Below are 13,529 nucleotides of genomic sequence, written 5' to 3'. Positions count from 1 at the left end.
ATCTGAGAATGGGTTATGAATGAGCCAGGCTGGTTGAAAGATCGGGGAAAGGGGCAGCGCTGGAGGCGTAAGGGTTCAACAAAACCTGGTGGAGAGATTTTCAATGTGTGCGCCAGCAACGATGTGCTGTCACTAAGGATGGGTTGCCTGAAATTTTCGGCGCCGGCACTTTAGAGCGGTTTTCACTACGGTGTACGGGAAAACCGCACATTGGGACAGTACCGCGCGCGTGAGCAAGCGGCGCTTTGGCAATTCAGCCCAGGGGGCAAGCTTGACGCGTCGCTTGCTCACGCGCGCGGTACTGTCCCAATGTCAACTGACTCCCGTAAACGCAACTGCAAACCGGTCTAATATCCGGCCAAACAAGGTGGTCTACTTTTCAGTGGGCAAAAGCCAGGCATTACGGCAGCCCGCAATTTTTCGTGGCAGGAGCACTCGTTGAATTCAGCACCAACACCAATCACCACCACCGCAATCAACCCTGCGACGGCAACGCAAATTCCATCCGCCAACCACGGCTATCTATTGGCGGCCACGGCGGCGCTGCTGTGGGGAACCTCGGGCGTCACCGCGCGGTTTCTGTTCAATCACGACATCCGCCCGTTTGACTTGTTGATGATTCGCACGGTCAGCGCGGCGCTCTTGCATTGGCTGTGGCTGGGCTTGACGGCGCGCCATCTGTTGCGGGTCGAACGGCGCGAATTGCCGCGCCTGGCTTTATTCGGCTTGATCGGCTTAGCCATTAACCAGGGCTGTTATTACATCGCGTTGAAACTGACCAGCGTCGGCTATGCGCTGTTGTTTCAGTACACCGCGCCGTTTCTGCTGATGGGATACGGGGTGCTTGCCAAAACCGAGCGCATGACGGCAGCCAAATTTCTGGCTGGCCTGCTCAGCTTGTGCGGCTGCGCGCTGATGATGCTGGGCCACGCGGGCGGGCGTATGAACCTTTCCTGGCAAGGCACTTTGGCCGCGTTGGGATCGGCAATGGCCTTTGCGTTTTACAGCGCGTATGGCCAACGAATTTTGCGGCGGCATGATTCACGCACGGCGATGACCTATGCCTTCACCTTTGCCGGTTTGGCGTGGCTGCTGGCGCGTCCGCCCTGGTTGATCGAATGGCAACAATTCGACAGCCGCGCGTGGGGGTTTGTGGCGTATTTATCGGCCTTCGCAACGGTCGCGCCATTTGGCCTGTATCTGGCGAGCCTGCGCCATCTGGAACCGAGCCGTGCCAATCTGACTTCGGCGCTGGAACCGGTCATTGCGGCGGCGTTGGCCTGGGTTTGGTTGGGCGAAACGATGGGCGGCTGGCAAATGCTGGGCGGTGCGGCGGTGCTAACGGGCGTTGTGTTGTTGCAAATAGAAAGCAGGCTGCGCTTGGCTTTTCGGAGTAATAACAGCCGGTGAAACTGCTCCTTGTATAGGAAGCACGGAATGCGTTGGTACGGAACCGGAAGCGATAGCAACCAGGTGACTCTGTGTTAGACCTATTCGGGAGCGCCCGGTCGCTATCGCTCCCGGTTCCGTATCGCTCCCGGTTCCGTACCGCTGGCTCTCTAACTTCAATTCACGCCAAACAACTTGAAGCCAGCCCAATAATATGGATGGCGATATTCAGCCGTTTGTAACAGCGCAAGCACAGCCTGTTGCCAGGCCTCCGCACGCGAGGGGAACGGTTGCAGACGCGCTTGCCGGTAAAACTCTTGCATCAACGCGGTCGTGCCGCTGCCTGCAACCGGCCATTGATTCAAGAGCAGGTTCGAACATCCGGCAATGAAAAATGCCCAACTCGTCGCCACCTGCGCGCGCCCATTGCCCAAGCGCGCAGGCGCTGTTTCCGCCGCCGTGAAGCTCACCAACCGGGCCGGCAGTTTCAGTTGCAGCGCCTCGCGCCAAGTCAGCATTCCGTCCTCGTTCGTCTCGTTCGCGGCGACGGCCAGGGCCACACCGGATTGCAAGGGGTTCATTTCATCCAGCACGGCGGGCGCGGCGAAATGCAGCCAACGCGCTTGGGACGCAGCAGTTTTGGCGCGTTGTGCGGTCGCTTCAGCACCGCTGAAACGTTGTTGCTGGGCCGCCGCAAAAGCCTGGCTGATTGCCGCTGCTTCGTTTTCCGTTTCGGCGTTCACAGCAAAGGCCTCGTGTTGCAAGCGCGCTTTCAACCGCGTGAGCATTTCATCGCTCAAGGTAGGGTTGGCAAAGGTCAGCAGCGTTTCTGGCGGCGCGTTCGGCTTTGCGGCGACGCGCGCGCCTGTTCGCGTGCGGACGGCAATGGTTGCGCCACCCGCTTGCGACATGGCTTGCCAGGCCGTCGCTGAAGGCGTGTAGGTAAGCGCGAAATCTTCGATCAGGTAATGCGCGGCGCGTGGTTGCAACGCGGCAAAGGGTAAATTCCAGAGCAAGCCATCGGGCGCAATGATGAGTTGTGTTTTGCCCTCTAACTGCGCCCGCGCGGGTTCCAGAAGTTCGTCGTAAAGCTCGCGCAATTGTGCGTCTGCGGCGGCATTACGCGCGACCAGCGCCGTTTGCAGTTGTGTCAGTCGCTGGTACAACTCGCCGCGATTGCTGCCAAGCGCAAAGATTTTCAGCGCGGGTGTTTTGGCTGCGTGCTCTTTACTGAACAGGAACAGCACGATGCGGTCTTCAGTTTCGCTATACGCCAGCAAGGCGCGGCGTTCATCCATCACGAGTTGCCCGGCTTGCAGCGCGGTCACGGCGGGGCCTTCGCCGCGCAGCGTTTTCAATTGCGGATGCAGGCGATAGAGACGCTGCAAAAATGCATCGTAAGCCAGCCGCGTTTGCTGCCATTGTTTGGTCAATGCCTGCACGCGCACCGTGTTTGGTTGTTGTTTTTCGTTTTCGCGCGCGAGTTGCGCATTGAGCAGCGCCAGGTCGTTGACCAGTTGACCTTCGCGTTCCTGCTCCGCTTTCGTCATCGCGTTGGTGATCCAGCCGCGCCCGCCGCGCAGCATCGTCAACAACCCGCGTTGCTTGGCGCGTTCGGCGAATTGGAACGCTTCGGCGCCCTGATTCAAGGCCAGTAAGACGTCCACCATTGCCAGATACGGCCCACTTTTGTTTTCGTTGGAACGGCTCGCTGGCGTGCTACCGGGCGCGGGGCGTTGCTTTTCGATCAGGGTGATGGCTTCACTCAAGGCTTGGCGCGCGAGCGGGAGTTGCTGCAATTGCTGCTGGCACTTGCCCGCGCGATAACGCGCGCGCCAGAGCAATTCGTCTTCCTCAGCGAGTTTGGCGAATGTCGCGGCTTCGTCGGCCACTGCCAGCGCCTGGGTGAAATTGTTTTGCACGTAATGCACGATGGCGGCGTTGAGCAATGCGTTCGCCACGCCGGCGGGCAGGTTGAGCGTGGCGTATGCGGCGCGGCTCTTTTCATCCAGGCGCAACGCTGCGGCGTAATTGCCCAGGGCCTGGTGCGTAATGCCCAGATCAAGCAAGGCGCTGGCGACTTCGCGCCGGTCGCCCAGGTCCTCGCGCAGCTTCAAGGCTTCTTCGTAAAGCTGCAAGGCGCGCGCGTAATCGCCCAGCGCGAAACACGTGCCCGCGACTTTCTGCACGGCGAAGGCTTCCTGCCCTTTGTCACGCAGCAGCTTCGCGATGCTCAGATTGCGTTCGTAAGCCGGTAAGGCGAGCGCGTAATCGCCATTGAGCACGTGCACCAGCCCAATGCCTTGCAAGGCGCTGGCGCTGCCATTGGGACTGCCCGCGCGCTCTTCGGCCTGCTGGCTGAGTTGGTAATGCTGCAAGGCCTGCGTCAGATCGCCCTGGTTGTAATAGATGTTGGCGATGCTGTGCAGCACGAAACCCCGGCTGCTGCGGTTCCCGGCCTGGTCGAAACTTTCGAGCGCGCGCCGGTAATGTTCGAGCGCCAGCGCGTCATCGCCCAATTCATAAGCCACGCGCGCAATCTTGACCAGACGGTTGGCATAGGTGGCCGTCGTCGTGGACGTCAGGTAATCGAGGCTTTTGCGGTATTGCGCCAGCGCTTTGACATAATCGCCCTGGTCATAATGCACATTGCCGATGGCTTCGAGCGTTTGCGAGACCTCGCCGCGCTCATTCAGCGTTTCATACAGCGCCAGCGCCTGCTGATATTCCGCCAGCGCCACGCGCGGTTGTTGCAACAACAGATGCGTCAGCCCCAGGCTGGCAAACACCTTGGCGGTTTCGGCTTTGCGGCCCAATTGCCGCTCTAGCACTAGCGCCTTTTGGTGGGCGGCCAGCGCCTGCTGGTAATCCCGCAAAAAGAAATAACCGGTGCCGGTGTTGTGCCAGACATCGGCCTGCGTCTTTTTGTCGTTGAGTGTTTCCGCGATGGCGAGCACCAACTGCAAAGTTTTGAGCGCCGTTTTGTACTGGCCGCTGGCGAATTGCCGGTCGCTCTGGCTGGCCAACAATTGCGCCAGATCGGGCGACGCCAAGGCCTGCGCGGTTTCGAGCAAAGACGGCAACTCGGCTTCTGAAGCGCCGAGAAATTCAAACATCAACGCCGTGCCCAGCGGTTGCTCGCGCATAATGCGCCACACCTCTTCTTTGACCAGCGAGAACGCGATCAGCACTGGAGTCACTGCGAGGGTTGGCGTTGCCGGTGTGACCGTGCGGCGTTCGGTCTTGGCGTAAAGGCTGGCCGTGCCGCCTTGCTGTTTGACGCGCAAAATGGTGAGCGGCGAGAAACTGAAATCAGCCTCGGCAAAGCGGCGTTGCATGGCTTCGCGGCGTGTTTGGCGATCCTGTTCCAATCCCGTCCAGAGCGCCATGTGCCCGTCCAGGTCTTCGCTGGCCCAGGTTTCAAAGTAGCGCGAAACAACTGCGCGGATGGCCGCGTCGTCTGCGGCGTTGTTGGCTGGTTGTTGTGCGGTTGGGGAAATTGCGCAGGCCAGAAGCACGAGGAAGAGTTTGGGAAAAGAGAGTTTCATAGCCAGAAAACTCTTGGGGCAGAACAGCAGTTCTTATCGCGGTACAGGTTCGATGGTCACACAACCTGATGTTACTTCGCTAAAGCCAAAAAAGGCGAAGCGATTGCTCGCTTCGCCAAGATCAGTTTTTGCCGTTGTCAGGTAGCTTGTTTAACGCTCTTCCGGACGGCGCACTTTATCTTCCATCACACGGAAGCCGAAGTTCTCGTCCTTGATGGTGTATTCGCTGGGGACTTTGAACAGATATTCATCGGGTTCAGCCCGTGTGAGATTGGCCAGCCGGAAGACCGTTTCGCCGTAGCGCGGATCGGACTGTTTGGTCATCACGGTGAGTTGCAGTTCCGGCGAATACCAACGTTCGTTGATGATTTCGAGGGGCCGCTCATTACCGATTTGGCCGGCGGGAATGGTCGAAACCATGCGCGTGCCTTCGCATTCAATCCCTTCGATCATTTGTTTGCCGAGCGACTCGCGATTGAAATTCATGCGCATCCCGGCTGTCCCGGTCTTCAACACAGCCTCAGTTTGCCCGCGATTGGCCGCTTCAGTCGGTTTCGCGCCGCCATCCTCAAGCGTGAAGTTGAACGTCAGCACGCCCTGCACCTTGACCGGCACGCCGCCGAGTTCGGTCGGTTTGAACTGCCATTGGCGCGCCGCACTTAGGGTAGCCTCGCGCAACAACGGATGGCCGCTGACGACCGAAGCATCAATGACCTCTCCTTTTTCACTGATCGTGACTTGCACTTGCACAGCGCCTTCCGCACGGGCGGTTTTGGCGGCGGGCGGATAGGGCGGCTGAACTTTGCGCAGCGCACTGCCCTGCAAGACGCCGCCGGACACTTTGATTTGTTGCGGCATTTGTTGTGGCGGTGCGCCCGCAACGGCGACACCGGCTTCAGGCGCGGCAATCGCTGTGCGCATTAACGTCCCCCCGGCGCTCACATTCGTAACGGTGGCGGCGAGCAGACGGCTGCGGCGCGCGAGGCGCTGTTTCTGATCGAGCACATAGGTCGCGCCCTCGACCGGGTCGCTGATGATTGTGGTGCTCGGCATATTCTCCGTGTTGATCCATTCGGACAGGCCGACGGGCATCGCGTTTTGCTCGCGCCGCATGCGTCCCTGGCTGTCGCGATAGACCATGCTCGACGAACGCCGCGTCAGGCGATTGCCATCGGCCAGCGTTTGCGCGAATTCGGTCACGCTCTCAGCGGAATACGGCGCGCCTTTGACGACCTTGCTGTCAAAGCTTTCGGCAGCCATAAAGCCAAAGGTGCCGCCGCCGCTGCCGCCCTGGCCCGTGATGAAAACGCCGCTTGAGTTTTGGGTGTAGGCGTAAGCAGTGCCGCCCGGCAACCCTGCCGGATCAGCCGTGCGCACGGTGAACGTTGCCGCACCGTTGCCGCTCGGTTCCACCACGACCCGCTCAAAAGTTTGTTCGGCGGGCTTGGGTTTAGGTTTGTCTTGCGCGGTGACGCTGACGCTTTGGGCGACTAACGCGCAGGCGCAAGCCGTGGAGACGAAGGCTTGTTTGCGTTTGCTCATAAGGCTCTCTTTCTAGCGGTCTTTGGAAGTATTAGCAGAAATAATCTGCGGTTGTTCGAATCCAGTTTGGATGAAACGGATCGCGCGTGTCTGTCCGTCAGGGCCAATCAACAGATCGGCTTTTACCGGTTCAGCCGCACGCTCAAAACTCATCGGCAAGCCGAAACGCGACAACATCACGCGTGGGACTTCCACGCGAATGGTTCGCATCTCCGCACTTTTCGGCAGTTCGGCATTTTCAGTCAAAGGCAGAAAATCAGTGGCGATTTCGCTTTCCACCAGATACCGCTCAATGCGGTACTGCGGCTGCAAGTGTTTCGCTTTGACCTGCACAGTCTTGCCCACGGTCATTGGCGTGGTTGAGTGAATAGATGCCAGCGTTTGCTCCACTTTTGCAAGGCTGCCTGGCGTAGCGACAATCTGAATGCCAGTGGCTGGCGGATTCACAGATGCAGGCGCACGATCCTTGCCCGCCAATGCATTTGGGGTTACGGACGGGGCCTGCGTATTGCGCAAGGTGGCGCGCAGGGCGACGGCCAATAAGCCAATCAGCAACATTGCCGCCGCCGCCAGCGCCCAACGCGGCCACTGTCGGCGTGCGCGCACGGCTGCCAGTGGCACAATCGTCGCCGATGCAGGTTGCCGAAAAGCGGCCAAAAGCGCGGCTTCGACGTGTGCGGGCGCACTGCCGGATGCCGTGCTGAGCGCCAACGCGCGCAAGCCTTCCGTCAAACAACACGCATTCGCCAAACGCGCCGCACACGCGGCGCAACCGAGCGCGTGCTCATTCATCTGCGCGCGCAGTCCGGCGTCCATCAACTCGCCAACCTGTTGATGCCGCGCCAACTCACGGACTGAAAGTTCAAACTCCTCGCATTTCATATAACACACCGAATTCATGTTTGACGGCGACCGTCGCCGTCCCTTTTTCCAACACTTGCAAAGCGCGCAATTTCTCGACCAGCAACGCCCGCGCGCGATGCAAGCGCGAGCGCACCGTGCCGACGGCGCAATCCAGCGCGGCGGCGGTTTCCAAATAACTCAACTCGTGCAGATCGCATAACACCACGACTTCGCGGTAATGCGGCGGCAGCGCCAGCACGGCTTGCCGCACCGACTCAATTGTTTCCTGCCGCGTCAGCTCGCCTAATGGATTGCCTTCGTCAACCAGCAGAAAATCATCGTCGTCATCGTCCGGACACGATCCATTGGGCCAGGACGTCAGGTTGCGCTCGCGTTCAAAGCGGCGCAGCACCTGGTTGCGCGCGATGCCATACAAATAACTTGCCAACGAACTGCGCGCGGCATCATAACGGCTCACCGCGCGTTGCCGCTCGTGCAGGAGCGCCAAAAAAACTTCTTGTGTCACATCTTCGGCAATTGCCGTGGAGCCGCTCAGGCGCAGCGCAAACCGATAGACACCACTCTGGCGGCGGCGATAGAGCGTGACGAAAGCGGTTTCGTCACCCTGACTCGCACACTGCCAAAGCTCGCCATCAGACAATTGTGTCAGGTCGGTTGCGCTTAGCATCATTTGTTTCGTTTGTTTCGTTGTTAGCCGTGCAAGCTCACGGCGACTGCGTGCAGCAGTTGTTCACGGTTGACGCTGGTAATTCCCGCCCCGGCGCCGAGAAGTTCCAGAAAAATCCGGCCCTTTGAATCCGCCTCGCGGCCAATGGCGAATATAGCCAACGAGAAGGGGGAAGCGAGGTCACGCTCCTGCAATTCCAATAAACTGAGCGGTTCAGTTGCAGCCTGAGCCATTTGTCACTTTACGGCTCGAACAAAATCTTTGTCACTCGCGCTCGAATGGCAGGCCCCGTGAAAAAGTCGTTGTTCACCAGCACGGCGATCTTTGTCCGCTGTTCTGGGTACAGCGCCAGCGCTGAAGTCGCGCCCACCGAACCGCCCGTATGCTCGATGCGCCGCCGTCCGTCTTCGAGCGCGCTCGTCCAGCCCATGCCGTAAGTGGTCGGCTTGCCGTCGCGGGTATTTTGCGGCGTGAACATCAGCTTGATCGTGTCCGCCTTGAGCAAGGTTTGCTTGTCATACGACGCCGCATAACGCAGCAAATCTTCGACAGTGGACACCAGGCCGCCGCCGCCCCATTTGTTGCTTTGGTCAACGGCGGGCGCGTTTTGGAGCGGGCCGTTTTGCCGCTTGGTGTAAGAGCGGGCACGTTGCGCGATCAGTTGCGCGGGGTCATCCAGGTAGGTTTGTTTCAAACCCAGCGGCGTGAAAATGCGCTGTTGCAAGTATTCGCCAAAGCTCATGCCAGAGGCCGCCTCGACCACACGGCTGAGCAGATTGAAGCCGTATGTCGTGTAGCTGTACTTCGTGCCCGGTTCCGCCACCAGCGGATCGTCTTTGAAAATCGCCAGCGCCGCTTCAACCGTGTCGTAGTGTTTGGCGCTGAGCATCTCGTCGCCGTTGTAATGCCGTATGCCGCCTTGGTGGCCGAGCAATTGACGAATCGTGATCGGCGCGGATTTTTTAGGAAAGCTCGGCACGTACACCTGCACTTCATCATCCAGTTTCACCTTGCCCTGTTCAACCAATTGCATCAGCGCCAGCGCGGTAAACGTCTTCGAGATCGAACCGATGCGCGAAACGGTTTGTGCCGTGAATGGCACTTTGTTTTCGACATCGGCGTAACCGAAGCCTTTGGCAAAAACGATTTTGCCATCCTGTTCGATAGCTACGGCGGCGCCGGGCGCGCCGCTCTTTTGCAACTCTTCCTGAATCATTTGCTCGATACGTTGCAGCCTTTCGGCCAGCCCGGCGCGTTGTTGCGCCAGCCCCAGAATCGAACAAACCGACAGCAGCAGTACGCTCAGGAAAGCGCGGCGAAATTGCATCATAAGGTTTCTCCTTTTCGGTGAATGGACGGATTGCAGGACGATTCAAGGTGCAATACGTAAAACGAAATGCCGCAGAGTGCAATGCTTGCGGCGCAAATTCGACGCTTTGCCAATCCTGGATGGCTCGCCTAAAATCCAGCTTCTTGCGCAGCTTATCCAACTCTTACGGGCTAAATTCTTATGGCTAAGATCAATCGCAGAGATTCTATTGCCGTCAATGTGGGCGGCGTTCACGTGGGCGGCTGTAATGCCGTCGTCGTGCAGTCCATGACCAACACTGACACAGCCGATGCTGCCGGCACCGCACAACAATGCATTGAACTGGCGCGCGCCGGTTCTGAACTGGTGCGTGTGACGGTCAATAACAAAGCCGCCGCCGCCGCCGTGCCCGAAATCGTCAGCCGCATGCGCGACGCCGGTTTCAATACGCCAATCATTGGCGACTTCCACTACAACGGCCACATCCTGTTGACGGAGTATCCTGATTGCGCACGCGCGTTGGCGAAATATCGCATCAACCCCGGCAACGTCGGCGCAGGCAAACATCACGACAACAATTTCAAAGCAATGATTGATGTCGCCAACGACAACGGCAAACCCGTGCGCATCGGCGTCAATTGGGGTTCGCTCGATCAAGCCCTACTCGCCCGCTTGATGGATGACAACGCCAAGCTGCCTGAACCGCTCGACGCCAAAGACGTGATGAAAGAGGCCATCGTGCGTAGCGCCATTGATTCCGCCGAACTAGCCGAAAGCTACGGCATGCCGCGCGAACGTATCATCCTGAGCGCGAAATGTTCCGACGTGCAGGATTTGATTGATGTCTATCGTGAACTCGCGCGGCGCGGGCCTTATGCGTTGCACTTGGGCTTGACCGAAGCGGGCATGGGCGCGAAAGGCATCGTGGCGAGCACGGCGGCCCTGGCGGTGCTCTTGCAGGAAGGCATCGGCGATACGATTCGCGTGTCGTTGACGCCGCAACCCAACGGCGACCGCAGCGAAGAGGTTGTCGTCGCGCAACAGATTTTGCAATCGCTCGGCATCCGCAGCTTCACGCCGCAAGTCACGGCCTGCCCAGGTTGCGGGCGCACGACCAGCACGCTGTTTCAGGAGATGGCCGACGACATCGGCAAATACCTGCGCAGCCAGATGCCCATTTGGCGCGAGAGCTACGCGGGCGTCGAAGAGATGAAAGTCGCGGTCATGGGTTGCGTCGTCAACGGCCCCGGCGAATCCAAGCACGCCAACATCGGCATCAGCTTGCCGGGCACGGGCGAAGAACCACGCGCGCCGGTGTTTGTTGATGGCAAGCTGAAAACTACGCTCAAAGGCGCGCAGATCGTGCCGGAGTTTTTAGAGATTCTGAACGGCTATGTGGCTGGGCGCTACGGCGCGAAGGACGCATCAGCGAGTTAGTTTTTCACCACGAAGAAACGAAGGGCACGAAGAGAAGAAGAAGTTTGATTGAGAAACTTCCCTCCTCTTCGTGCCCTTCGTTTCTTCGTGGTGAAAACAATCTGGCAGCGACAGCGCTGAGAACCAGGCTTCTCAGCCGCGCGCATTTTATGCAGTTGCGGAGACGCAGCCGCTACTGCCGCGCGCACGCCAAGCCGTTCAGCGTGAAGCTGGCCGGGATGGCATTGCTGCCGGTGTAATTGGCGGTGAAGCCAATGGCTGTCGAACCGCCATTCGAAATGCTCGCATTCCAGCTTTCATTCCTGACCTTCACTGCTTTCTTGGTCTGCGTCACGAGGCCGTTCCACAGATTCGTGATGCGCTGATTGCCCGCGAATGACCACGCCAACGTCCAGCCATTCATTGCCGCGCCTGATTGATTCGTGATCGTCAAATCCGCCAGGAAGCCGTTCCCCCAATCATTCGTGATGACGTATTTGACCGTGCACTTCGCACCGCTGGGCGTCGGGCTGGGTGAGGGCGAGGGTGACGGTGAGGGACTTGGCGACGGTGACGGTGACGGTGAGGGAACAGGCGTTGGCGTTGGCGTTGGATTCCCCGCCCCAGCCGGAATCACAAACAACGTGATGCTCTGGGCCGGAAGCGTGATGTTCAACGCATTGCCCGCGATGCCCGTATCCGCCAACCGCGTGATTGTATTGCTCGCCGTCAATTGCCAGACTTGTGCGACGCCGTTGTGCGCGAAGTTCGCCAAATTGATCGTCACGGGCGTATTGCCCGACAGCATTTTGCCGATCACCATCACCGTCAGTGCGCCATCACTGCTGCGCTGCGCCGCAAAGGCCGCGACGTTATCCGGATTGGGCACGCTTGCCGCGACGCTCGTATCCCCAAATGCAGACTTGTTACCATCGTAGTTGCGATACATTTTCATCGCCTTGTAGGTCGGCGTCGTGTTAGCGGGCGTCGTCCAGCGATTGGCGACGTCCAGTCCTTCGCGTCCGAAAATGCCCAGGATGTCGGCCTGCGTGGTCGCGCCGTTGATGTGGCTTTCCGCGCCCCAATTGTATTCGGTAATGCCAACCGGCGTGCCGGGATAATACGTGCTCACCCAAGTTTTCAAGCGCGGTACCAGTTTCACCTTGTCGTTGATCCAGGTTTCATCGATGTAATTCACGTCCCACAGCGCGCGCGTCGAACGGTTACGCCGCTGTTGCATCGTGGTCGAAGTATCGTTGCTGAATTCGCCGCCCTGCGGATAGAAATGCACGGTGAAGACATTCAGCAACCGCTGGCCCGTCGCGGTCTGCCGCTGCTTGAATTGATTGAGCAGCCAAGGCAGATAATCCCAGCCACCATGCGCGCTGCGATCCGGCAACAGGCTCCAATTCCAACCAACCGAAGGGCCGACCTGTTGATCTTTGCCGCTCAGCAAGTAGCCACTCCACCCCCATTCTTCGGGGCCGACGACAAGCGCCGTTGGATCAGCCGCTTTCACCTGTTCGGCGTAGGCGAACATTTTGTCGCGCACTTCGTCCATCGTCGCGCCGGTGTTGTGCACATCGCGGTGCGTGTCGTGCCAGAGGCTGTATTCGTTATCCAAAACGTAATAGCGCAACCCGCCATTCGCCGTCGTGCCCCAACGGCTGACCAGATGCGTCATCCAACCGCGTTGAAAGACATGGTCGGCGGGCACATTGGCGTCATTCACATCATTCCAGGTGATGCGCGCGCCGTCGCTGCTGCGGATGCCGTTGCCCGCGTCGGGGAACCATTGCCAATCGCGGTCGGTTTGCGCGCCGTATTTGGCAATCGAATAGCTCGACAGCTTCGCGCGGTTCGCGCCGAGTTTGGCGACGTAGCCGACCATCGGAATCGTCAGCATGGGTTGCGCATTGGCGGCCTTCGTGTTGGCGATGAAAGTGTCGCCGACTTCGCCTGCCGTGCTGCTGGCATAACCGATGCTTTGAAAGTACCAGTCCTGCGCGCGGTTGTCGGCGTTGAGTTGCCAGTTGTAGCGCGAAGTCGAATTACCGCCATTGCGATTGGACGGCACGTTCAGATCATTCAGCGTCGCGGTGTCAGCGAAGGCCATGCCATAGATCAGCGGATTGATCGCGTGCCGATTGGCGGCGGCGTCCACGTTGATCGTGATGGCCGCGTTTTGCGCCTGCGACGTGTTGAAGCGTTGCAGACAGAGGTTCAGACAGAGGACGGCGCACAGCGAGAGCGCTAGCTTGCGGTGTAACATCAGTCATTCTCCTTGAACTGAAAGCGGGGACAGGAAATCAGGGGAGAGTCAGGGCACCATTGGGTATCAGCCAATTTCCACACCACACCGGGTTATTAATTTTGGGGTGAAAGAACCAGTCGTCAGTTGAGCTTCGTGAGGTACTCAGATTAGGGCATCAGAAGATCGTGGGAGAGCGGAAGCGCATGCTGGGGAAAGCATTCCTTCCTGTCAGGCATTGTGCACATGAACTGCCGTTTGTCACGTTGCGGCGGCGTATGACGCCGTTCCAACACCAACTTGTTTCTCCTTCCGCATCAACGCGAGTATGCACCTTATACAACAGTACAAGGTCAAGTGTTATTTAGATCGGTTTTCACTACGATGTACGGGAAAATCGCGTAGCGGGACAGTACCGCGCGCGTCAGCAAGCGGAGCCTTGGCAATTTAGCCAATGGTGCCAGCTTGACACGCCGCTTGCTGCGCACGCGCGCGGTATTGTCCCAGCGTCAACTGACTCCCATAAACGCCATTGCAAACCGC

The 13,529-nt window shown here is 58.8% G+C and carries 9 protein-coding genes; 2 read left to right on the top strand and 7 right to left on the bottom strand.

The window, feature by feature from the left end; translation table 11 throughout:
- The first annotated feature begins 438 nt into the window (after positions 1–438).
- Positions 439–1,410 carry an EamA family transporter gene (locus HY011_33530; GenBank protein ID MBI3427871.1) on the top strand — a complete coding sequence of 324 codons (972 nt, stop codon included), beginning with the start codon at positions 439–441 and terminating at the stop codon, positions 1,408–1,410.
- A gap of 155 nt (positions 1,411–1,565) precedes the next feature.
- Here HY011_33530 and HY011_33525 read toward each other — a convergent pair whose 3' ends face one another.
- The 6 genes from HY011_33525 to HY011_33500 form a co-directional block, all read right to left on the bottom strand.
- Entirely contained in the window at positions 1,566–4,937 is a 3,372-nt protein-coding gene (locus HY011_33525) for a CHAT domain-containing protein (GenBank protein ID MBI3427870.1), read from the bottom strand.
- A 150-nt stretch (positions 4,938–5,087) separates the two neighbouring features.
- Positions 5,088–6,479, bottom strand: coding sequence for an energy transducer TonB (locus HY011_33520; GenBank protein MBI3427869.1), 1,392 nt, complete (start codon positions 6,477–6,479; stop codon positions 5,088–5,090).
- A gap of 12 nt (positions 6,480–6,491) precedes the next feature.
- Positions 6,492–7,361, bottom strand: coding sequence for a hypothetical protein (locus HY011_33515; protein ID MBI3427868.1), 870 nt, complete (start codon positions 7,359–7,361; stop codon positions 6,492–6,494).
- On the bottom strand, positions 7,342–8,013 hold the full coding sequence (locus HY011_33510) for a sigma-70 family RNA polymerase sigma factor (protein MBI3427867.1): 672 nt from the start codon (positions 8,011–8,013) through the stop codon (positions 7,342–7,344). Before HY011_33510 ends, HY011_33515 begins: the two co-directional genes overlap by 20 nt.
- 20 nt (positions 8,014–8,033) lie before the next feature.
- Positions 8,034–8,243, bottom strand: coding sequence for a hypothetical protein (locus HY011_33505; GenBank protein MBI3427866.1), 210 nt, complete (start codon positions 8,241–8,243; stop codon positions 8,034–8,036).
- Between the two features lie 8 nt (positions 8,244–8,251).
- Positions 8,252–9,340 (bottom strand): beta-lactamase family protein, encoded by a 1,089-nt coding sequence (locus tag HY011_33500; protein ID MBI3427865.1) that lies wholly within the window; start codon positions 9,338–9,340, stop codon positions 8,252–8,254.
- Positions 9,341–9,520: 180 nt separating this feature from the next.
- On the opposite strand from HY011_33500, the gene ispG reads away from it, so the two are divergent.
- A complete protein-coding gene (gene ispG, locus HY011_33495) occupies positions 9,521–10,756 on the top strand; it encodes a flavodoxin-dependent (E)-4-hydroxy-3-methylbut-2-enyl-diphosphate synthase (GenBank protein ID MBI3427864.1) in 1,236 nt (411 codons plus the stop codon).
- A 172-nt stretch (positions 10,757–10,928) separates the two neighbouring features.
- Here the strand turns inward: ispG and HY011_33490 are convergent, their stop codons facing one another.
- On the bottom strand, positions 10,929–13,007 hold the full coding sequence (locus HY011_33490) for a cellulose binding domain-containing protein (protein ID MBI3427863.1): 2,079 nt from the start codon (positions 13,005–13,007) through the stop codon (positions 10,929–10,931).
- Positions 13,008–13,529: the final 522 nt, after the last annotated feature.

It is taken from the genome of Acidobacteriota bacterium, assembly GCA_016196035.1.
Taxonomy (GTDB): domain Bacteria; phylum Acidobacteriota; class Blastocatellia; order RBC074; family RBC074; genus JACPYM01.
The sequence above is the reverse complement of the archived record's forward strand: the minus strand, read 5'-3'. Positions and strand labels throughout refer to the sequence as shown.